We start from the raw sequence: 19,120 nt of genomic DNA, 5'->3' as shown, positions 1-19,120 counted from the left end.
CGGCTCCGGGCGACATGAGGGAAACGGCGTGCGAGCGAAAGATCGACCGGCGGTCCGCCTCACCCCCCGGAAAGCGGCATGCGCGGAAGGCGCAAGCCCCGGACGGGTGACCGGCTCTTGTCTCGGGCGTCGTCCGCGCTCGTCAGTTGAGCGCGGCTTCGGCCTGTCCGACCAGAGCCTTGAAGGCCTCGGGCTCATGGATGGCGAGATCGGAGAGAACCTTGCGGTCCACCTCGATGCCAGCCTTGGCGAGGCCGTCGATAAATCGCGAATAGGTCAGGCCGTGCTCGCGGACGCCGGCATTGATGCGCTGGATCCAGAGGGCGCGGAAGTTGCGCTTCCTGGTGCGGCGGTCGCGATAGGCATATTGACCGGCCTTCTCGACCGCCTGGTTGGCGGTGCGGAAGGCATTCTTGCGGCGGCCGTAATAGCCCTTCGCCTTCTTGATGATCTTGCGGTGGCGGGCGTGTGCGGTAACGCCCCGTTTGACGCGCGACATGTGCTCAATTCCTCTTCAGGGTGTTCCGGTTCACGCGTAAGGCATGAAGTTTTTCAGCACGCGCGCGGCGTCAACATCCGCCATGATCGTCGTGCCGCGTTTGTTCCGGATCTGCTTGTTGGTCCGCTTGATCATCATATGGCGTTTGCCGGTCTGACCGCGCTTGACCTTGCCTGAAGCGGTAAGCTTGAAGCGCTTCTTGGTCCCGCTCTTGGTCTTCAGTTTGGGCATTTCGCTCTCCGTATCTTCAGGGGAACCCGCGCTTGAAGACCTTGAATTCGTTGAAGAATTCCGGATTTTGGCGGGTTCGGGTCATGGCATTTCGGACGGCCACGGCATGCCCTACAGGCCGGACCGCCCCGAAGGCGCGGATTTATAAGGGAAAAAGGCGGCAGGTCAAGCTCAGGCGAAAGGGTTATAAGACCGCCTGAAAACAGGAAAGGACCCCCATGAGCCGCATTTTCGGAAAAGTCTGCCAGAACGGCTATGTGGTGCGCGATATCGAGGCGGCGCTGAAGCACTGGACCGAAGTTCTGGGCGTCGGCCCCTTCTTCTATATCGACCGGGTGAAGTGCGACTGGTTCACCTATCGCGGCAAACCTTCGCCGGTCGAGATGAGCATTGCGCTGGCCAACACCGGCGATCTTCAGATCGAACTGATCCAGCAGCGCAACGACGCGCCGTCGATGTATCTCGATTTCCTGAATGCGGGACGCGAAGGGCTGCAGCACATGTCCTACTGGACGGTGAACTACCAGGCCGATTACGACCGGGCGCTCGCCGCCGGCTACAAGGTCGGCCATGAGGGGCAGATCGGCGGCGAACAGGGGCGCTTCGTCTATTTCGACACCGAGACGCATCCCGGCACGGTCATCGAGATGTCGGATATCAGCGGCGCGAAGGGCAAGTTCTTCGCCCATATCCGCCGCGCCGCCGAAAGCTGGGACGGGACGGATCCGATCCGCCCCGTCAAATAACCGCTCAGCCGCAATAGACGCGGGTCACAACGTCGTTTTCGTCGAGTTCGACGTTGAGGCGGTCGGTGCGGTAGTCCTTCGTCACCATGTCGCCCGGACGGATGACGCGGATTGTCGCCACATCGCCGCCGGTCACCGTCCCTTCCGCATCGGCCCAGGGCCGCGCGGTCCAGATCGCCAGCGCATCGGCGGCGGCGCGGCAGCCCGCCTCGGCTGCATCGAACGCGCCCTGCGCGTCGCCGGCGTCGCCACTTTCGGCTGCAACTTCTTCACCGATCGCCGCTGCTTCATCGCTGTTCTGATCGCAGGCCGCCAGCCCGAAAATTCCGGCAAGAGCAATTGCCGCCGCCAGATGTTTCATCGCCATTGCCTTGTTCCTTTCCGCGGCGTCATTCGGCCGCGCTTGAGCTGCTGTTCACCTGCGCCTTTTTCACCGACGCCTGCACCACGGGGATTTCGTGGTCGGCCAGCGGCTTCATCCAGTTCTTCCGTTTCAGCGCCGCTTCGATGTAAGGCGCGAGTTCGGCCTGCTTCTTCGCTTCGCGCGCGGCAAGTTCGGCCTTGAATTCCGGCATGACTTCCTTCGCGAAGAGTTCCAGCGAGGCGCAGATGTCGGCGTGCTTGTTGCGGCCGGCCTGCTGCATGAAGATCACCTGGTCGACGCCCGCCGCCTGGAAAGCGCGCAGATGTGCGCGCATGTCGTCGGGCGTGCCGATGCCGGTCGCAATCGCGTCGGCGCGCTTGCCGGCGTCGATGATTTCCTGCGTGCGGTTGCCGCGCGCCTTGATGTAGTCGCCCCACATGTCGGTGCGGCCGGGCACCGTGTCGTGCGCGACAAGCGCGTTGAGCGCATAGCCGAAAAATTCGAAACCCTCATGGCCGCGGCGGATCGCCTCGGCGCGGTCTTCATGCAGCGAGAAGTTCGAGACCATCGCGATATTGGCGTTGACCGTGTGGCCGATGGGCCTGCACTCATCGGACTTGATGATGCCGTAATAGATTTCCGACCAGTGATGCGCTTCTTCCGGATCGAGGAAAGAGAAAGCAAGTGCGCCGACGCCAAGCGACGCGGCCACCTTGATCGTGTCGCGATTGGTGCAGGCCATCCACATCGGCGGATGCGGTTTCTGCACCGGCTTCGGCAACACGTTGCGGCAGGGCATCGAGAAATACTTGCCCTCGAAACCCGGATAGGGATCGAGCACCATCATGTTGGCGACCTGCTCGCCGGCCTCGATCGCCATGGCGCGCTTTTCCTTGGCCGGGATATTGAAACCGCCAAGCTCGAGCCGCGTCGCGCCCTCGCCGATGCCGAATTCGACGCGGCCATGCGACATGATGTCGAGCGTCGCGAGACCCTCGGCGGTGCGCGCGGGATGATTGTAGTTGGGGATCACCTGCCGGATGCCGTGGCCGAGGCGAATGTTTTTCGTCAGCGAAGCGGCGGCGGCGAGAAAGACTTCCGGCGAGGAGGAATGGGAATATTCGTCGAGAAAGTGGTGTTCGACTTCCCACGCATGATCGAAGCCGAGCCTGTCGGCCAGCACGATCTGCTCCAGCGCCTCGTGAAAGAGCCGCGCTTCGTCGCCCTCGTTCCAGGGCTTCGGCAGTTGCAATTCGTAAAAGACGCCGAACTTCATGATCTCACTCCCCGCGTTCCCGTTTCTTGTTGGGGAGAGTATCGGCCATCGTGCCGCGACAATGCAAAGGGTGGCGCGGCGGGGCGGCCAAAAAAAGGCCGCCGCCCAAGGTCCGTCAGCGCGTGCCTGACGCAGGGGAACGGCCGGACGCCTCGTCGCGCCGGGCCCGTTCGCGCTCGAACACCCGGCGGCGGGCGGCGTCGGTTTCGGCGGCAAGGCGCTGCCGCAACCGCTCGTCGTCGAGCCCGCGCAGCTCTTCTTCCAGCGCCGCCATTTCGACGGCGCGGCGCATCACGTCCTGCGTCTCGTAGTAGGAGTGCCTGGCGCGCTTGTGCCGGAGCCGGCGCCATATCGACGCAATCGGCATGTCATCACCTGTGTTGCCTGTGGCCTGCCGCGCTGGCGCCTCATGGCGCTCATTTCGCGACCTCGAATTCGCCGCATGGTTGCCGCAAAAGTCCGGCCCCGCGCGATCGCTCTTCTTGGTGATACGCTTGATACTATAATCACACATCGATGTGACGTCAGCGCCAAACGCTCTCCATGACAGCTCTGCGACGCTGTTTCATTTTGACGCGGGCGGCCGGAACGGGTCACATGGGCGGCTTTGAATTCGGCGCCTGCCGGGCGTTTTCCGGCGTCGCGTCATGGGGGATGAAGGAACGGACATGCGGAAGCCGTTACAGATCGCGCATCGCGGCGGCGCGGGGCTCTGGCCTGAAAACACGATGGAAGCCTTCGAGCGCGCCATCGCCATGGACGCCGAGGGTATCGAACTCGACGTGCATCTGAGCCGCGACGGGAAACTCGTTGTCCATCACGACGAGAGCCTGAAACCCGCCATCGCGCGGGGCCCGGACGGCCAGTGGCTGACCCGCCCGACGCCGCTTCTCAAGGAATTGTCCGCCGCCGAACTCGCCGCCTACGATGTCGGCCGGCTCCGGCCCGGCGCCGGCTATTCGGCGCGCTATCCCGAACAAACGCCGTTCGACGGCGCGCGCGTACCGCTGCTTGCCGATGTCTATGCGCTGGTCAAGCGCGCGGCAAAGCCCGGCTTCCGTCTCTATGTCGAACTGAAGACAGCGCTGCTCGATCTTTCGCAATCGGCCGATCCTGTGGCGCTTGCCGATGCGGCAGTCGCGCTGACGCGCGCGCAGGGGATTTCGGAAACCGTCACCTTCGTCTCCTTCGACTGGCGGGCGCTCGGCCATGCAAAGGAGATCGCGCCCGATATTCTCAACGCCTTCACGACGCTTCCTTTTTTCCAGATCGATCCGGAGGACGCCTCCGCGGCCCGCGACGTGCCGGGTTCGGAAGACGATCTCATTCGCCGCGCCTCGGCCGGCGGCGCGCCCTGGACGGCCGGTTTCGACTGGCGCACGCAAGCGGGCGCGACTTTCGCCGAGCGCATGCTGCGGGCCATCGCATCCGGCCCGGCGGATGGCTGGTTTTCCTGGCATGGCGACGTGACCTCAACCACCGCAGCGCTTGCGGGCGAGCTTGGCCTCGCGGTCTCATGCTGGACGGTCGACGAGGAAGCGGAAATGCAGCGGCTTGCGGCGCTTGGCATCGAGGCGATCCTGACCGACCGGCCGGACCGCTTGAAAAAGCTGCTCGCCTGACAAAAAAGGCCCGGCGCACAATCGGCCGGGCCTTCCTGTCTTTGCGTCGGCTGCCGTTATTTCGGCGCCAGCACCATGATCATCTGGCGGCCTTCGAGCCGGGGGTAAAGCTCGACCTTGGCGATCGGCTCAACCTCTTCCTTGACCTTGTTCAGAAGCAGCATGCCCAGTTCCTGATGCGCCATTTCGCGGCCGCGGAAGCGCAGGGTCACTTTCACCTTGTCGCCTTCCTCGAAGAAGCGAAGCATTGCGCGCATCTTCACGTCATAGTCATGCGTGTCGATATTCGGGCGCATCTTGATTTCCTTGACCTCGACGGTCTTCTGCTTCTTGCGCGCCTCGTTGGCCTTTTTCTGGGCCTGATATTTGAACTTGCCGTAATCGAGAAGCTTGCATACGGGAGGTTTCGCGTTCGGCGACACCTCGACCAGATCCAGTCCGGCCTCTTCGGCCATCCTGATTGCTTCGTCGGTGGGGATGACGCCGCGCTTTTCGCCCTCGGCGTCGATCAGCAACACGGTCGGCTCATCGATCATGTCGTTTATGCGCGGGCCCTCTCGCGTGGGCGGCGCCTGCATCGGTCTGCGAGCTATGAACTCTTCTCCTTCAATCTGGCCCGGCCGCCGGGTTTGGCGCTTCGAGCGGTGGCCGGTGCCGGCGCGTCGATGCGCGGGCTTGCGGCAGCCGCCCGACGGAGCCCGGCTTCGGGCTCCCTGACGGGCAATCCAAGGTGACAGCTATAGATTTGAAGGCCGCCGCCCGCAAGTCAAGAAAGCGGCGGGATTTCCCCGCCTTGCGCGACAAGCCGCCATTGTGGCCTCGGCCACACACAAAAGCGCAGAAAGCGTGTCGCCGGGCTACCCTCCAGATCGTAGACAATCGCGGGACTTGCCCATGAAAGACGGCGGGCGCGGGCCAGAAATGCCGCCGCGCCCCGCGCCGCGCCGTCGCTCCATATTTCGTCCGCAAGGCCACCCGCTGCCCGCGCGCCATCCGGCGTCGTCAGCAGGATCAGTGGCGCACCGGCATGGCGGGCCCGCAGCGCGGCCAGCGCCGCGCGACGCTCCGGGCCGCCCGCTCCGAGCCAGATGACAATGACGGGCCCGGCGGGAACGCGACTAGCGGGCGAGGAGGCGGGCATAGATGCCGAGCGTCGTATCGCACATGACCGCGACCGAATAATGCGCCGCCGCATGGGCACGGCCACGGGCGCCCATTGCCGCGCGGCCTTCGGGCCCAAGCGCAATCAGTTGCGCCATCGCATCGGCAAGTGCGGCCGCATCGGCGGGCGGGACGCAGAGCCCGGTCGCCGCGCCCGCCCCCGTCAGCACGGTTTCGCGCTGGCCGCCCGCATCGCTGACGATGACGGGGCGCGCCGCTGCTTGCGCCTCGACCGCCGTTCGCCCGAACGGCTCGGCCTCGATCGAAGGTGAGAGAACGACGTCCGACAGCGCATAGGCCGCGGCCATGTCGTCGCAATGGCCGGTGAGATGCACATGGGCGTCGAGACCGGCCGACCGGATTTCCTGCCGCAGCCCGTCCGCATAATTGTCGCGGCCCTGCGCGTCGCCGGCCAGCAGCACCGCAAAGCCCGTGACGCCGCGCATCCGCAGAAGCCGCGCCGCCTCGATCGACACCGACTGGCCTTTCCATCGCGTCAGGCGGGCCGGATGAAGGAAGACGACACCGCTTGCGCCGTCGAGCCCCCAGCGGCCGCACAGCGCCTCGACGCGGCCGGGCGCAACCGCTTCCGGCGCCAACCCGTCGATATCGACACCGCGCGGCACCGTGAAGATGCGCGCCTCGTCCGGCGCATGGATGGCGCGAATACGGCTGGCGGTGAATTCCGAATTGGCAATCACCGCGTCGCCGCGGGTCATCACCGAATTGTAAAAAACCTTCAGGCGCGGCTTCTCGTGGACGCGTGAATGGTAGGTCGTCACGAAGGGAATTTTCGCGCGGCGCGCGGCGGCAAGCGCGCTCCAGGCGGGGGCACGGCTGCGGGCATGGACCAGACCGATCTTCTCGCGCGCGATCAACCGTGTCAGCCGCTCGACATTGAGCGCCATCACGACCGGGTTCTTCGAATGAACCGCCATTTCGAAGTGCGTGCCGCCCGCCGCTTCGAGTTCGGGCACCATCCGGCCGCCACGGCTTGCGACGATAGCGCGGCCGCCGGCCGCGACGACGGCGCGCGCGACATCGACCGTCGTGCGTTCGGCGCCGCCGGTTTCGAGGGCCGGCACGACCTGCAGGATCGCCGGACGCGGCGCGATATTTTCAAAAGGGTTGGACACGCGGACATCTCTGTTGGATGTATGACGTTGCCGGAAACGACGAACGACGTCCACGACAATGACCGACGCATCCCTCGCCTGCAAGCTCGACCGCCCCGGCCATGACGGCAGCGCCGGCGAAAATCTCGTCTGCCTGATCGACGCGCCGGCGCGGCCTGCGGGCGCAACCGGCCTCACCTGGCTCGGCGGTTTCAAATCCGACATGACCGGCACCAAGGCATCGGCGCTCGCCGCCTGGGCGCGGGCCGCCAGCCGGCACCTGCTCCGCTTCGACTATTACGCGCATGGCGCGTCCTCCGGCGAATTCCGCAAGGCGACCGTCGGCCGCTGGCTCGACGATGCGCTCGCCGCCATCGATACGCTGGCGCAAGGCCCGCAGGTGCTTGTCGGCTCCAGCATGGGCGGCTGGATCGCGCTGCTTGCCGCGCTGGCGCGGCCCGAGCGCGTCAAGGGTCTGGTGCTGATCGCGCCGGCGCCCGACTTCACGCAAGAGCTGATGTGGAAAGGGTTCTCGGACGAGATCAAGGAGACGCTCGCCCGCGAGGGCATCTATCGCGCGCCGTCCGACTACGATGCCGAACCCTATGAGATCACCATGCGGCTGATCGAGGAGGGGCGGAACCATCTGCTGCTCGACAGGCCGGTCCCGCTCGACATGCCGGTGCGCATCCTGCAAGGCATGAAGGACCCGGATGTGCCGTGGAGCCACGCGATGCGTCTCGTCGAGGCGCTGACCAGCGCCGACGTCACGATCCATCTGAGCAAGCATGGCGATCATCGCCTGTCGACGCCCGCCGACATCGCGCGGCTGACGCAGACGATCGAAACGCTGCTTGCGGAAATCGAGAGCTAGTCGATCTGCGGCAACATGCGGTCGGCCTTGCCGAAATAGGCGCGTGCAAATTTCAGCAATTCGCCGTCGCTCGGGTGGTCGACCGTTTCGACGCCGACGACCTTGTCGGCCAGCGGGGCATGCTTCGTCTGCAACCGCTTCAGGAAACCGAGCTTCGCATTGGCCGGGCCAACGATCAGGATTTCACCGATGCCGTCGAGCTTCGCCGCCACCTCGTCGAAGTATCCCGTATCCTCCGATGCGCGCCAGCTGGCGCGGCCGCCGAGCTTGCTGTGGCCGCGGCTTGCCGCATGTTTGAGCGTTACCGCCGTTGCATGGGCGTCGTCGGCATTGAAGTCGAGAATGCGCGCCTCGTGATGATCGATCCAGACGACGGCGTGGAAATGTTTCGGCATGGGGCCTCTCCGGGTTTGTAGGATCAGTATAGCAAGGCCGCGCGACGGCGCCCTGCGGCACAATCGCTCGTCTACAATCCGGCCAGCAGTGCCTTCAGCCCCTCGCGATAGGTCGGATATTGCAGGGTCACGCGCAGTTCCTCGCGGATGCGCCGGTTCGAGACGCGTTTGGAATCCGCGTAGAAACTGCGCGCCATCGGCGTCAGTTCGGCATCCTCGAAGGGGATTTCGGGCGGCGGGTCGCGGCCGAGCAGCTTCGCCGCATGGGCGACCACCTCCTGCGGCGGCGCCGGTTCGTTGTCGCAGACATTATAGGCGGCACCCGGATGCGGATGCGCGATCGAGGCTTCGAGCACGCTTGCAATATCCTCGACATGGATACGCGAGAAGACCTGACCGGGTTTGACGATGCGTTTCGCGGTGCCGTCGAGAATGCCGCGAAGCTGGTTGCGGCCCGGCCCGTAAATGCCGGCCAGACGAAAGATGTGAAGCGGCGCGGCGTTGCGTTCGGCGAAGGCGCGCCAGGCCTCTTCGGCCGCGAGGCGGCGGCGGCCGCGCCTCGTGCCCGGCGCAAGCGGCGCGTCCTCGTCGACCCAGCCGCCGCTCCGGTCGCCGTAAACGCCGGTCGTCGAGAGATAACCCATCCATTCGAGCTGCGGCGCGATGCGGGCGATGTCGGCTTCATGCGCGGCAAGCACCGGGTCGCCCGTTTCGTCCGGCGGCACCGAGAGCAGCAGATGCGTCGTGCCGGCCAGCGCCACGGCCGGATCGGCGAGGGGCGCCTCGCCGAAAACGAAAGCCTCCACACCGCCGGCGCGCAAGCCCGCCGCCTTTTCCGCCGTCCGGCAAGTCCCCGCCACCTCAAAACCGCGCGCCGCCAGCCGCCGGCCCAGCGCCGTCGCGCTGAAGCCGTAGCCGAAGCAGAAAAGACGCGGATGCAGGGTCATGCGCCTGTCTTGCCGTTGTTTCACTTGCCAGATTGTACAGCCTGAACGAGGCTCATGCGCATGAAAGCCACATCGATCGTCTTTTTCCTCGCCGCCTTTGCCGCCGCCGCGTCCGCCGTCCGGGCCCAACCCGGTTACGAGGCTTGCGTCGACCTTGCCGCCAGCGATCCCGAGGCGGCGCTCAACATGGCGCAAACGCTGAAGCTGATGCGCGGCGAAGAGGAGGCCGGCGGCATGCATTGCGAGGCGCTGGCGCTGATGGCAATGGGCCGCCCGGCCGATGCCGCGCCGGTCTTCTACCTCCTTGCCGAGCGTATGCTGGGCGCGACCGACGAAATGCGTGCGCCGGTTTATGCGCAAGCCGGCGATGCGTATGCGATTGCCGGCAATCCAGCGCAGGCCCGGCGCGCCTATGAGCAGGCGATCGCGCGCATGCCCGAGGAGGCGCAATACCGCGTCGGCCGGGCGCGGATGCGGGCGCTGGAGGAAAACTGGGAAGGCGTGCGCGAGGATGCCGCCGAGGCGCTCGCGCTCGATCCGCATCTCATCGAGGCCATGCTGCTGCGCGCCGCCGCCAATCGCGTCCTCGGCTATCCGAAAGCGGCCTTTGTCGATGCAGACCACGCGGTCGAGCTTCGTCCGCACGACCTTGAGGCGCTGGTCGAGCGGGGCCGTGTGCATCTGGCGCTGGGCGACCGCAAATCGGCATGGGCCGACTGGCAGCTCGCACTCGACTATGCGAATGCAACCGGCCGCGACGACGACCCGGCGGCGGCCGCCGCCCGGCAATATCTCAGCCGGTAAGACGCCGCCATTCGTCGCACACACCCTCGTCCGTTTCCGCGCGAAGCGCCGCTGCGGCGCGGGCGCGCAATTCGCCGCCCGCGCCGAGTTCGCCGAGCGCCCAGAGCGCCATCGCGCGCACCAGCGGCGAGGCGTCGTCGAGCAGCGGCCACACAATGCCGGCAAGCGCCGGAATTTCCGAATTTCCAATCGCGATCAGCACATTGCGCACGAAACGGTCGCGGCCAATGCGCTTGACCGGCGAGCCTGAAAATCGCGCCCGAAAACCCGCATCGTCGAGGCCCGCAAGTTCCGCCAGCAGCGGCGCGCGCAGATCGTCGCGCGACACGAAGGCCGCCTCGCGCGCGGATTGCGCGAATTTGTTCCACGGACAAACGGCCAGACAGTCGTCGCAGCCATAGATGCGATTGCCCATGGGATTGCGAAACTCAAGCGCAATATGGCCCTTGTGCTCGATGGTCAGGTAGGAAATGCAGCGCCGCGCATCGAGTTCGTAGGGTGCGGGAAACGCCTTCGTCGGGCAGATGTCGAGGCAGCGGCGGCATTCGCCGCAGCGGTCGTCGTGCCGCGCATCGGGCGCGAAGTCGAGCGTCGTGAAAATCGAGCCGAGAAAGAACCACGAGCCGAGATTGCGCGAGACGAGATTGGTGTGCTTGCCCTGCCAGCCGAGACCGGCGGCCTCGGCAAACGGCTTTTCCATCACCGGCGCGGTGTCGACAAAGACCTTCACTTCCGCGCCGCTCGTCTCGGCCAACCAGCGCGCCACGTCCTTCAAACGCTTCTTGACCAGATCGTGATAGTCGCGATTGCGCGCATAGACCGAGATCGCCGCGCGGTCGCGCCGTTCCAGAAGCGCGAGCGGGTCTTCGTCGGGACCGTAATTCATCGCCAGCATCACGATGCTTCTGGCGTCCGGCCAGAGCGTCGCGGGCGCGGCGCGGCGCGCCGCCGTCTCGGCCATCCAGCCCATGTCGCCATGGCGGCCCTGCGCCAGCCAGCCGTCGAGACGTGCGGGCAGATCGCCCCGCGCATCGGCGCGCGCGATGCCGGCATCGTCGAAGCCCGCCTCCTTCGCGCGCCGGAAAAGTTCGGCGCGCAATTTGTCGAGATCGATTTCTGCGTCAGAAGTCGAGATTGGCATAGAGTTTCGGCGGCGGCATGCCGGGGATGTGGTCGGCAAGGATCTGCCGGAAGCCGGGGCGCGACTTGATGCGCACATACCAGTCCTTGGCGCCCTGATACTGGCTCCACGGCACATCGCCGACATAATCGAGACAGGAAAGATGCGCGGCAGCGGTCAGATCGGCGAGCGTCATTTCCTCGCCGGCAAGCCAGCTCCGCGTCTCCATCAGGTATGAAATATAATCGAGGTGGTAGCGCAGATTGTGAAGTGCGGCCCTGACCACCGGCATTTCCGGCGCACCGCCGCCCTCGCCCGCGCTCAGGAAACGGCGCGTCACTTTTTCGAAGATCAGCCCGTCGCTGACTTCGGTGGCGAACTTGCGGTCGAACCAGTCGATGAGGCGGCGCGTCTCGGCGCGCTGATGCGGGTCCTTCGGCAGCAGCGGTATTTCGGGCGCGGTCTCTTCGAGATATTCGGCGATCGCGGTCGCGCCGCAGATCGGCTCGCTCTCGTCCTCCACCATCACCGGCACCTCGCCCGCCGGATTGAGCGCCAGAAATTCATGGCGGCGCTCCCAGTCGCGCTCCTCGACAAGTTCGAAGGGGAGGTTCTTTTCGGCCAGCACCAGACGCACCTTGCGGCAGGCGGGTGAAATCGGAAGATGATAAAGCTGGCGCATCGGCTCTTTTTAACTCGCGCTGGCGCGCTTGAACTGTCCGGTGCGGCGGAAGCGGTAGAGATAGGATTGCAGGATCGCCGCCATCGCGGTCGGCTGGATGCCGAGGCCTTCGAGCGTGCGACTTTCCGCCTTTGCCGCATCGCTGACCACATTGTCGACGGCGAGCATGCGCACCTGGTCGACGGTCAGGGGCGGCGTCGGCAGCAATTGCAGAAATGCGGCCTTCAGGCGGGCGGCGGCGAACGGCACCGGCACCAGAAGCCGCGCGCGGCCGATCTCGCGCAACAGGCGTTCCATCAGCTCACGGAAGGTTTCGACTTCCGGTCCGCCGATTTCGTAGATGCGGCCGGCGGCGTCATCGCGCTCCAGCACGGTCGCGATGGCCTCGGCGACATCCTTCACATAGACGGGCTGGAAGCGCGTCAGCCCGCCGCCGATCAGCGGCAGCACCGGCGACAGCCGCGCCAGCGCGGCAAAACGGTTGAAGAAGTCGTCTTCCGGTCCGAAGACGATCGAGGGACGCAGGATGACGGCGCCGGGCAGTGCGGCGCGCACGCCCGCTTCGCCTTCGGCTTTCGAGCGCGCATAGGCGGACGGGCTTTCCGGATCGGCGCCGATCGCCGAAACATGAACGAACGAGGCGATGCCGGCCGCCGCTGCGGCGCGGGCGACACGGCCTGCACCCTCGGCCTGCACGGATGTAAATTTCTGCTTGCCACTTTCGTGGAGAATGCCGACCAGATTGACGACCGCGTCGGCGCCTGCCAGCGCGGCGGCCACCGAGGCGTCGTCGCGGATATTGGCCTGCACCGGCTCGACCTGACCGACGGCGCCCATCGGGCGCAGGAACTGGGCCTCGTTCGGGCGGCGCACCGCGACGCGCAGACGGTAGCCGCGCCGGGCCAGCGCCTGAACCGTGTGACGGCCGAGAAAGCCCGAGCCGCCGAAGACCGTGACGGTGGCGCCTGCGCGCAAGACCGGTCCGCCGGGTTTCATGCCATTATCCGCGCCGTCTCCGCTCATTTTGCCTCTCGTCTTCCGCTTCTTCTTCCGCTTCCGGCCCGTTTTGCCGATAACCGGCCGTCAACCGCTCCCTAGATAACCTATCGGCGTCCGGCGGCAAAGGGTTTGCCGGGCGATGGGCGGCGGCCGCTCCCTGTCTTTCTCCAATGGCCTCCTCCATTGACAATGTGTGAGGCCCTATTTAAGCAACGCAGCAAGTGCCCAGGTGGCGGAATTGGTAGACGCACCAGCTTCAGGTGCTGGCGCTCGCAAGGGCGTGGAAGTTCGAGTCTTCTCCTGGGCACCATTCCTTTCTCGCGGCAGCCGCTTCCTTCGCGCCTGCCGCCTGCCCCTTCGGGGCCAAGCGGAGCCAGCATATGGCGGTCACGCTGCACAAGGGCGATCTGCCGGACGGGCTTTCCTTCGGCGCCAGCGTCGCCATCGACACCGAGACGATGGGCCTGAACCCCGAACGCGACCCTCTCTGTCTCGTGCAGCTTTCCGCCGGCGACGGCAACGCCCATATCGTCCAGCTCGACCGCGCGACCTACCGCGCGCCCAACCTCCGGGCGCTGATGGCCGACCAGAACGTGCTGAAGATTTTCCATTTTGCGCGTTTCGACGTCGCGACGATCCAGCGCCATCTCGGCGTCGTCACCTCGCCGGTCTACTGCACCAAGCTCGCCTCGAAGCTGGTGCGCACCTATACCGACCGCCACGGGCTCAAGGATCTCGCCCGCGAACTCGTCAACATCGACATGTCGAAGCAGCAGCAAAGCTCGGACTGGGGCGCGGAAAAGCTCAGCGAGGCGCAGCTTGCCTATGCCGCTTCCGACGTTCTCTACCTGCATGAGATCAAGTCGATCCTCGACGGGATGCTGGCGCGCGAGGGGCGCACCGAGCTTGCCAAGGCCTGCTTTGCCTTCCTCCCCGTCCGCGCCGCGCTCGACCTTGCCGGCTGGCCCGAGGAAGACATTTTCGCGCATTGAAACACTTGTTCGGCCGCGTTCCGCCTTTCGTTGACGCTTTGCGGGGCCCGCGCGCATACTCGCGGCCGTGAGGGGCTTCGGGCTCGGGCGATGTGGAGCGAAATTCAATGAGCCAGGGGTCCGGCGAGACCGAGACCGGAGGGCGGTCGGGACGGGTGCGTCCGGTCCGGCCCTATGCGGCGCCGCGCGCCGAACCGCCGCCACGCAGCCGCTACAGCTATTTCGTGGCGTCGATGAAAGTGGTGCTGCCGCTCGGCGCGGCGCTGCTGCTCGGGGTCGTCCTCTATTATTCCGGCGTTTTCAGCAGCGACGACCGGCTCGATGTGGCTTTCCGCGAAATCGAAAACAGGCCCGACGATCTCCGGATGGTCAGCCCGCGTATCGCCGGCGTGACGGGCGACGGGCGGCCCTATTCGGTCAGCGCCGACAATGCGACACAGGACGCGACCCGGCCGAACTTCGTCGTGCTCGAAAACATCAATGCCGAATTGAAGCTCGACGAAGCGCCGGGCGAAGAGGCCGAGTGGATTTCGCTCGCGGCGACGGACGGTCTGCTCGATTCCGAAAGCCAGACGCTCGAACTGATGCAATCCATCGACATCCAGACGGCGCAGGGCTACGTCTTTCACGGCAGCCGCGCCCTTGTCGATTTCGGCGCCGGCACGGTAACGAGCGACAGCGAGGTGACGGGCGAGGGGCCGCTCGGCACGTTGCGTGCCGACCGCATGACGGCCGATCATAGCGGGCGCGTCATGCGCTTCGAGGGCAAGGTGAAACTGCTGATCCATCCCGATCGGCCGAGCGAGGGGGACTGACATGGGGGCGAGAACGGAGCGGCTGACGGGTATGCGTGTCCGCGGTGCGATGCTTGCGGGGCTGGCGCTTTTTCTCGGTGCCGGTCTCAGTATCGGGACGGCGGCGGCGCAATCGTCGGGCATTGTCGGCGGCGGCTTTTCCAACGATCCGAAGCAGCCCATCGAAATCGAAGCTGACGCGCTCGAAGTCGAGGACGCAAAACAGAGCGCCACCTTCAGCGGCAACGTGCTTGTGACACAGGGCGCGCTCCGGATGCGCGCCGACCGCCTGATCGTTCACTACGCCTCGCGCCGCGCCGGCGGTTCGGGCATCGAGCGGATCAGGGCGACCGGCAATGTTCACATCTCGGCGCCCGACGACCAGTCGGCCAGCGGCCAATGGGCCGATTATCACGTCGACACGCGGCGGATCGAGATGGGCGACAGCGTCGTGCTCCGGCAGGGCGAAAACGTTATCCGCGGCTCGAAACTCCATGTCGATCTGAACAGCGGGCGGGCGCGCGTCTCGGGCGGCGGCGATGCGGCAAGCGGCGGAACGGGCCGGGTTCGCGGTCTTTTTCACCCCGACGGGAGCTGATCTCTCCCAAAAAGCCTTGGTTAATTGCTTCACTTCATACAATTTTAATGCCAAGTACGTTTGATGGCATGGATTGACGGAGTGGGGACCCTATGACGGGCGAAACGGGGCTGGGAAACGAGGCGGGCGGCGCGGATTCGCGTCCGCATCTTGTCGCCGACAATCCGGGGCTCTGGGTCGAAAAAATCGGCAAGAGCTTCAAGGGGCGGCCGGTCGTTCGCAGCGTCAGCTTCCATGTGCAGCGTGGCGAGGCCGTCGGCCTGCTGGGTCCCAACGGCGCCGGTAAAACCACTGTTTTCTACATGATCACCGGGCTGATCCAGCCCGATTACGGCTCGGTCATGCTCGACGGGCAGGACGTCACCAGCCTGCCGATGTATCGCCGCGCGCGCCGCGGCATCGGCTACCTGCCGCAGGAGGCCTCGATCTTCCGCGGCATGACGGTCGAACAGAATATCCGCGCCGTCCTCGAAGTGGTCGAGCCCGACCGCGACCGCCGCGAGGCCGAACTCGACGACCTCCTGGCCGAATTCTCGATCACCCATCTCCGGCGCACGCCCGCCGTCGCGCTTTCAGGCGGCGAGCGCCGGCGCGTCGAGATTGCGCGCGCGCTGGCCACGCAGCCCTCCTTCATGCTGCTCGACGAGCCCTTTGCCGGCATCGATCCGATCGCCATCGGCGACATCCGCGATCTCGTCGCGCATCTGAAGGATCGCGGCATCGGCGTGCTGATCACCGACCACAATGTTCGCGAGACGCTGGAACTCATCGACCATGCCGTCATCATCCATGACGGCGCGGTGCTCATGGAGGGCGAGCCCTCCGACATCGTGGGCAACGAAGATGTACGCCGGCTCTATCTCGGCGAGCGGTTCAGTCTCTAGGGCGCGGGGAGGGGGCATCCAGCATGGCGCTCGCACCGCGACTCGAAATGCGCCAGGGCCAGTCCCTGGTCATGACGCCGCAGCTCCAGCAGGCCATCAAGCTGCTGCAGCTCTCAAATCTCGAACTCGCCGAATATGTCGATCAGGAACTCGAGCGCAATCCGCTGCTTGAAAACGGCGTCGCCGAGGCCGACCGGGCGGGCGAACGCGAGGCGCCGGCGGAAAGCCATGAACAGGTGACGACGGCCGAGACCTCGCTGACGCTGGCCGATGACGGTCCGTTGCCGGATCGCGGCGGCGACCTCGATACCGATTACGACAATGTCTATGCCGACCAGTCGCGCGCCGACGCGCAGAACGACACGGCCGCGGCCGAAACGCCGGGCGCGCAAGGCTCCGACTGGCAGAACATGCGCACCAGCGGCGGTGGCGGCAGCGGCGACGGCGACTACGATTTCGCCGCGACGCTGACCCGCGAGGCGACGCTTGCCGAACATCTGACCGACCAGATGATGATGGCGCTGAAGACGCCGGGCGACCGCATGATCGGCGCCTTCCTGATCGACCAGGTCAACGAGGCCGGCTACATGACCGCCGATCTCGCCGAAGCCGCCGAACGTCTCGGCGTCGACATCGAGGATGTCGAGGCGGTGCTCGGCGTGTTGCAGACGTTCGAGCCGACCGGCATCTGCGCGCGCAACCTGAAAGAGTGCCTCGCGCTGCAGCTTGCCGAACGCAACCGGCTCGATCCGGCGATGCAGGCCTTTCTCGACAATCTCGAACTTTTCGCGCGGCGCGATTTCGACATGCTGATGAAGCTCACCGGCGCCGACCGCGAGGACATCGCCTCGATGATCGAGGACATCCGCACCTGCAATCCGAAGCCGGGCCTTGCCTTTGGCGGCGAGCCGGTGGTGCCGGTCATTCCGGACGTCTTTGTGCGCGCGCGTTCCGACGGCGGCTGGGGCATCGAACTCAACACCGAAACGCTGCCGCGCGTGCTGATCAACCAGCAATATTATTCGGAAGTGTCCAAGCTCTCGCACGATCCGACGGCGAAAGCCTATCTCTCCGAATGCCTCAACAACGCCAACTGGCTGGTCAAGAGCCTCGACCAGCGGGCGCGCACGATCCTGAAGGTCGCATCCGAAATCGTGCGCCAGCAGGACGGCTTCCTGGTGCACGGCGTCCAGCACCTGAAGCCGCTCAATCTCAAGACCATCGCCGAAGCGATCTCGATGCATGAATCGACGGTCAGCCGCGTCACCGCCAACAAGTACATCGCGACGCCGCGCGGCATTTTCGAGATGAAGTATTTCTTCACCTCCTCGATCGCCTCGTCGGAAGGCGGCGCCGCGCATTCGGCGGAAGCCGTGCGCCACCGCATCAAGGAGCTGATCGACCGCGAATTGTCGGACGCCGTGCTTTCCGACGACAATATTGTCGACATCCTGAAGGGCCAGGGCGTCGACATTGCGCGGCGCACGGTCGCCAAGTACCGGGAAGCACTCAACATTCCGTCTTCGGTGCAGCGCCGGCGCGAAAAAAAGGCCTATGCGTGAGTCGGGCCCGCCCTCTTCAAAGACCCCCCAAACGAGCTATATATTATTGAAAGACAAGGGGTTTCCGCCCCGTTCCGGCATCCGGCCGGCATCCGGTTGACACCCATGATGCAGCCCACTAGTTTCCCCTCGCTCAAAAGACCCCCGGGCCATTTCCGGGGCGAGGCGGTGGATCACGGAGCAAACGGTTTCCGGAACGCGCCGGGTCCGGGCAACCCCATCAAGCAACCGTCGTTTGTAGCGTAGCGACCCGGGAAGGTCATTCATGCAGGTTCAGGTCAGCGGTCATCATCTCGATGTTGGAGATGCGCTCCGCACTCATGCGACCGAGCGGCTCCAGGCCGCAGTGACGAAATATTTCGATCGCCCGGTGGACGGCCAGGTCACGTTCAGCAAACAGGGCCACGAGTTTCGCGCCGATGCGTCGGCGCATCTGAGTTCCGGCATGCGCGTCAACGCGCAAGGCGCCGCCAACGAAGTCTATGCCTCGTTCGAGGCCGCGCTGGAGCGCCTCGAAAAGCGTCTGCGCCGCTACAAGCGCAAGCTGAAGAATCACAATAACAACAACAAGGCGCCGCTGCCGGCCGAGAGCTTTCCCTCTTTCGTCATCGAGGCGGGAGACGAGCTTGAGGAAATGCCGGAAGACGCGCAGCCCGTCATCATCGCCGAGGGAACGACCGCCGTGCCGGTCCTGTCCGTCGGCGACGCCGTGATGCAGATGGACCTTTCCGACGTACCGGTCGTCGTCTTCCGCACACGCGGCGACGGCGGTCTCAATCTCGTCTATCGCCGCACCGACGGAAATATCGGCTGGATCGATACCGGTCGCGACGTCGCGCGCGACGCTCAGAAGGCTTGAAGAACTGAAAGCGAACCCGACCATAGCCGGGGCATCCCGGACGGTATCCGCGCCTCATGCACGCCGCATGGGCCCGCGCGCCGTTCAGACTGCCGCCCCGCAAAACAGGACCCGGACCATGGAGCTTGAAGATCTGGTGCAGCCGGAGGGGGTGATCGCCCACCTCAAGGTCACCAGCAAAAAGCAGGCGCTGCAGGAACTCGCCGAACGCGCCGCAAAAATCACGGGCCTCTCGGAGCGCGCCATTTTCGAAACGCTGCTGGAGCGCGAACGTCTCGGTTCGACCGGCGTCGGCCAGGGCATCGCCATTCCGCATGGCAAGCTCGGCGAGCTCGACCGGCTCCACGGACTTTTCGCGCGTCTCGACACGCCCGTGGATTTCGAATCCGTCGACGACCAGCCCGTCGATCTGATGTTCCTGCTGCTGGCGCCGGAGGGCGCGGGCGCCGATCACCTGAAGGCGCTGGCACGCATTTCGCGCCTCCTTCGCAATCCGGCCGTCGTCGAAAAGCTGCGCGCGTCGGAAGACGCCGCCGCCCTCTTCGCGATCCTCACCGAACCGGCCGCGACCAGCGCCGCGTAGGTTTCGTCCGTTC

The 19,120-nt window shown here is 65.4% G+C and carries 23 protein-coding genes and 1 tRNA gene; 12 read left to right on the top strand and 12 right to left on the bottom strand.

Annotated elements, in window-relative coordinates; translation table 11 throughout:
• Positions 1 to 142: 142 nt before the first annotated feature.
• Both rplT and rpmI read right to left on the bottom strand, forming a co-directional pair.
• On the bottom strand, positions 143 to 499 hold the full coding sequence (gene rplT, locus KF719_RS11670) for a 50S ribosomal protein L20 (protein ID WP_293508883.1): 357 nt from the start codon (positions 497 to 499) through the stop codon (positions 143 to 145).
• Between the two features lie 30 nt (positions 500 to 529).
• Positions 530 to 730 (bottom strand): 50S ribosomal protein L35, encoded by a 201-nt coding sequence (gene rpmI / locus KF719_RS11665; RefSeq protein WP_293508882.1) that lies wholly within the window; start codon positions 728 to 730, stop codon positions 530 to 532.
• A 218-nt stretch (positions 731 to 948) separates the two neighbouring features.
• On the opposite strand from rpmI, the gene KF719_RS11660 reads away from it, so the two are divergent.
• The gene (locus KF719_RS11660; RefSeq protein ID WP_293508881.1) at positions 949 to 1,476 is read left to right on the top strand and encodes a VOC family protein; all 528 of its coding nucleotides are present in this window, start codon (positions 949 to 951) and stop codon (positions 1,474 to 1,476) included.
• Between the two features lie 4 nt (positions 1,477 to 1,480).
• Here the strand turns inward: KF719_RS11660 and KF719_RS11655 are convergent, their stop codons facing one another.
• The 3 genes from KF719_RS11655 to KF719_RS11645 form a co-directional block, all read right to left on the bottom strand.
• Complete coding sequence (locus KF719_RS11655; RefSeq protein ID WP_293508880.1) at positions 1,481 to 1,843, bottom strand: I78 family peptidase inhibitor; 363 nt, start codon at positions 1,841 to 1,843, stop codon at positions 1,481 to 1,483.
• Positions 1,844 to 1,865: 22 nt separating this feature from the next.
• A complete protein-coding gene (locus KF719_RS11650; protein ID WP_293508879.1) occupies positions 1,866 to 3,116 on the bottom strand; it encodes an LLM class flavin-dependent oxidoreductase in 1,251 nt (416 codons plus the stop codon).
• 115 nt (positions 3,117 to 3,231) lie between these two features.
• Positions 3,232 to 3,483: a hypothetical protein gene (locus KF719_RS11645; protein ID WP_293508878.1), complete on the bottom strand. Its 252-nt coding sequence runs from the start codon at positions 3,481 to 3,483 to the stop codon at positions 3,232 to 3,234.
• Between the two features lie 301 nt (positions 3,484 to 3,784).
• On the opposite strand from KF719_RS11645, the gene KF719_RS11640 reads away from it, so the two are divergent.
• On the top strand, positions 3,785 to 4,738 hold the full coding sequence (locus KF719_RS11640) for a glycerophosphodiester phosphodiesterase family protein (RefSeq protein ID WP_293508877.1): 954 nt from the start codon (positions 3,785 to 3,787) through the stop codon (positions 4,736 to 4,738).
• A gap of 56 nt (positions 4,739 to 4,794) precedes the next feature.
• Here the strand turns inward: KF719_RS11640 and infC are convergent, their stop codons facing one another.
• Both infC and KF719_RS11630 read right to left on the bottom strand, forming a co-directional pair.
• Positions 4,795 to 5,316, bottom strand: a complete 522-nt coding sequence (gene infC / locus KF719_RS11635) for a translation initiation factor IF-3 (RefSeq protein ID WP_293508876.1) — start codon at positions 5,314 to 5,316, stop codon at positions 4,795 to 4,797.
• Positions 5,317 to 5,856: 540 nt separating this feature from the next.
• Complete coding sequence (locus tag KF719_RS11630) at positions 5,857 to 7,035, bottom strand: glycosyltransferase family 4 protein (RefSeq protein ID WP_293508875.1); 1,179 nt, start codon at positions 7,033 to 7,035, stop codon at positions 5,857 to 5,859.
• Between the two features lie 58 nt (positions 7,036 to 7,093).
• Here KF719_RS11630 and KF719_RS11625 point away from each other — a divergent pair, with 58 nt between their 5' ends.
• The gene (locus KF719_RS11625; RefSeq protein WP_293508874.1) at positions 7,094 to 7,888 is read left to right on the top strand and encodes an alpha/beta hydrolase; all 795 of its coding nucleotides are present in this window, start codon (positions 7,094 to 7,096) and stop codon (positions 7,886 to 7,888) included.
• Here KF719_RS11625 and KF719_RS11620 read toward each other — a convergent pair.
• Both KF719_RS11620 and KF719_RS11615 read right to left on the bottom strand, forming a co-directional pair.
• Positions 7,885 to 8,283, bottom strand: coding sequence for a translational machinery protein (locus KF719_RS11620; protein ID WP_293508873.1), 399 nt, complete (start codon positions 8,281 to 8,283; stop codon positions 7,885 to 7,887). The genes KF719_RS11625 and KF719_RS11620 overlap by 4 nt on opposite strands.
• A gap of 71 nt (positions 8,284 to 8,354) precedes the next feature.
• On the bottom strand, positions 8,355 to 9,230 hold the full coding sequence (locus KF719_RS11615) for an SDR family oxidoreductase (RefSeq protein WP_293508872.1): 876 nt from the start codon (positions 9,228 to 9,230) through the stop codon (positions 8,355 to 8,357).
• A 60-nt stretch (positions 9,231 to 9,290) separates the two neighbouring features.
• Here KF719_RS11615 and KF719_RS11610 point away from each other — a divergent pair, with 60 nt between their 5' ends.
• Positions 9,291 to 10,034, top strand: coding sequence for a hypothetical protein (locus KF719_RS11610; protein WP_293508871.1), 744 nt, complete (start codon positions 9,291 to 9,293; stop codon positions 10,032 to 10,034).
• Here the strand turns inward: KF719_RS11610 and queG are convergent.
• From queG to KF719_RS11595, 3 genes are read right to left on the bottom strand one after another with little or no spacing between them, the layout of a single operon-like run.
• Entirely contained in the window at positions 10,024 to 11,175 is a 1,152-nt protein-coding gene (gene queG, locus KF719_RS11605) for a tRNA epoxyqueuosine(34) reductase QueG (protein WP_293508870.1), read from the bottom strand. The genes KF719_RS11610 and queG overlap by 11 nt on opposite strands.
• Positions 11,156 to 11,836 carry a glutathione S-transferase family protein gene (locus KF719_RS11600; RefSeq protein WP_293508869.1) on the bottom strand — a complete coding sequence of 227 codons (681 nt, stop codon included), beginning with the start codon at positions 11,834 to 11,836 and terminating at the stop codon, positions 11,156 to 11,158. Before KF719_RS11600 ends, queG begins: the two co-directional genes overlap by 20 nt.
• Before the next feature lie 9 nt (positions 11,837 to 11,845).
• A complete protein-coding gene (locus tag KF719_RS11595; protein WP_293510645.1) occupies positions 11,846 to 12,832 on the bottom strand; it encodes a complex I NDUFA9 subunit family protein in 987 nt (328 codons plus the stop codon).
• A gap of 226 nt (positions 12,833 to 13,058) precedes the next feature.
• On the opposite strand from KF719_RS11595, the gene KF719_RS11590 reads away from it, so the two are divergent.
• The 8 genes from KF719_RS11590 (at position 13,059) to ptsN (ending at position 19,107) form a co-directional block, all read left to right on the top strand.
• Positions 13,059 to 13,145 (top strand) — tRNA-Leu (locus KF719_RS11590).
• Between the two features lie 70 nt (positions 13,146 to 13,215).
• Positions 13,216 to 13,827 (top strand): ribonuclease H-like domain-containing protein, encoded by a 612-nt coding sequence (locus tag KF719_RS11585; protein WP_293508868.1) that lies wholly within the window; start codon positions 13,216 to 13,218, stop codon positions 13,825 to 13,827.
• A gap of 107 nt (positions 13,828 to 13,934) precedes the next feature.
• Positions 13,935 to 14,642, top strand: a complete 708-nt coding sequence (lptC, locus tag KF719_RS11580) for an LPS export ABC transporter periplasmic protein LptC (protein WP_293508867.1) — start codon at positions 13,935 to 13,937, stop codon at positions 14,640 to 14,642.
• A 1-nt stretch (position 14,643) separates the two neighbouring features.
• Positions 14,644 to 15,219 (top strand): lipopolysaccharide transport periplasmic protein LptA, encoded by a 576-nt coding sequence (gene lptA, locus KF719_RS11575; RefSeq protein ID WP_293508866.1) that lies wholly within the window; start codon positions 14,644 to 14,646, stop codon positions 15,217 to 15,219.
• A gap of 92 nt (positions 15,220 to 15,311) precedes the next feature.
• Positions 15,312 to 16,103, top strand: coding sequence for an LPS export ABC transporter ATP-binding protein (gene lptB / locus KF719_RS11570; protein WP_293508865.1), 792 nt, complete (start codon positions 15,312 to 15,314; stop codon positions 16,101 to 16,103).
• A 23-nt stretch (positions 16,104 to 16,126) separates the two neighbouring features.
• Entirely contained in the window at positions 16,127 to 17,665 is a 1,539-nt protein-coding gene (gene rpoN, locus KF719_RS11565) for an RNA polymerase factor sigma-54 (RefSeq protein ID WP_293508864.1), read from the top strand.
• A 265-nt stretch (positions 17,666 to 17,930) separates the two neighbouring features.
• Positions 17,931 to 18,524 carry a ribosome-associated translation inhibitor RaiA gene (raiA, locus tag KF719_RS11560; RefSeq protein WP_293508863.1) on the top strand — a complete coding sequence of 198 codons (594 nt, stop codon included), beginning with the start codon at positions 17,931 to 17,933 and terminating at the stop codon, positions 18,522 to 18,524.
• A 118-nt stretch (positions 18,525 to 18,642) separates the two neighbouring features.
• On the top strand, positions 18,643 to 19,107 hold the full coding sequence (gene ptsN / locus KF719_RS11555; RefSeq protein WP_293508862.1) for a PTS IIA-like nitrogen regulatory protein PtsN: 465 nt from the start codon (positions 18,643 to 18,645) through the stop codon (positions 19,105 to 19,107).
• Positions 19,108 to 19,120 lie beyond the last annotated feature (13 nt).

The organism is Parvibaculum sp., from assembly GCF_019635935.1.
Lineage (GTDB): Bacteria > Pseudomonadota > Alphaproteobacteria > Parvibaculales > Parvibaculaceae > Parvibaculum.
The sequence above is the reverse complement of the archived record's forward strand: the minus strand, read 5'-3'. Positions and strand labels throughout refer to the sequence as shown.

Coding starts and splice junctions, on each gene's coding strand:
- rplT (WP_293508883.1), bottom strand. CDS start 499: ATGTCGCGCGTCAAACGGGGCGTTACCGCACACGCCCGCCACCGCAAG.
- rpmI (WP_293508882.1), bottom strand. CDS start 730: ATGCCCAAACTGAAGACCAAGAGCGGGACCAAGAAGCGCTTCAAGCTT.
- KF719_RS11660 (WP_293508881.1), top strand. CDS start 949: ATGAGCCGCATTTTCGGAAAAGTCTGCCAGAACGGCTATGTGGTGCGC.
- KF719_RS11655 (WP_293508880.1), bottom strand. CDS start 1,843: ATGGCGATGAAACATCTGGCGGCGGCAATTGCTCTTGCCGGAATTTTC.
- KF719_RS11650 (WP_293508879.1), bottom strand. CDS start 3,116: ATGAAGTTCGGCGTCTTTTACGAATTGCAACTGCCGAAGCCCTGGAAC.
- KF719_RS11645 (WP_293508878.1), bottom strand. CDS start 3,483: ATGCCGATTGCGTCGATATGGCGCCGGCTCCGGCACAAGCGCGCCAGG.
- KF719_RS11640 (WP_293508877.1), top strand. CDS start 3,785: ATGCGGAAGCCGTTACAGATCGCGCATCGCGGCGGCGCGGGGCTCTGG.
- infC (WP_293508876.1), bottom strand. CDS start 5,316: ATGCAGGCGCCGCCCACGCGAGAGGGCCCGCGCATAAACGACATGATC.
- KF719_RS11625 (WP_293508874.1), top strand. CDS start 7,094: ATGACCGACGCATCCCTCGCCTGCAAGCTCGACCGCCCCGGCCATGAC.
- KF719_RS11620 (WP_293508873.1), bottom strand. CDS start 8,283: ATGCCGAAACATTTCCACGCCGTCGTCTGGATCGATCATCACGAGGCG.
- KF719_RS11615 (WP_293508872.1), bottom strand. CDS start 9,230: ATGACCCTGCATCCGCGTCTTTTCTGCTTCGGCTACGGCTTCAGCGCG.
- KF719_RS11610 (WP_293508871.1), top strand. CDS start 9,291: ATGAAAGCCACATCGATCGTCTTTTTCCTCGCCGCCTTTGCCGCCGCC.
- queG (WP_293508870.1), bottom strand. CDS start 11,175: ATGCCAATCTCGACTTCTGACGCAGAAATCGATCTCGACAAATTGCGC.
- KF719_RS11600 (WP_293508869.1), bottom strand. CDS start 11,836: ATGCGCCAGCTTTATCATCTTCCGATTTCACCCGCCTGCCGCAAGGTG.
- KF719_RS11595 (WP_293510645.1), bottom strand. CDS start 12,832: ATGAAACCCGGCGGACCGGTCTTGCGCGCAGGCGCCACCGTCACGGTC.
- KF719_RS11585 (WP_293508868.1), top strand. CDS start 13,216: ATGGCGGTCACGCTGCACAAGGGCGATCTGCCGGACGGGCTTTCCTTC.
- lptC (WP_293508867.1), top strand. CDS start 13,935: ATGAGCCAGGGGTCCGGCGAGACCGAGACCGGAGGGCGGTCGGGACGG.
- lptA (WP_293508866.1), top strand. CDS start 14,644: ATGGGGGCGAGAACGGAGCGGCTGACGGGTATGCGTGTCCGCGGTGCG.
- lptB (WP_293508865.1), top strand. CDS start 15,312: ATGACGGGCGAAACGGGGCTGGGAAACGAGGCGGGCGGCGCGGATTCG.
- rpoN (WP_293508864.1), top strand. CDS start 16,127: ATGGCGCTCGCACCGCGACTCGAAATGCGCCAGGGCCAGTCCCTGGTC.
- raiA (WP_293508863.1), top strand. CDS start 17,931: ATGCAGGTTCAGGTCAGCGGTCATCATCTCGATGTTGGAGATGCGCTC.
- ptsN (WP_293508862.1), top strand. CDS start 18,643: ATGGAGCTTGAAGATCTGGTGCAGCCGGAGGGGGTGATCGCCCACCTC.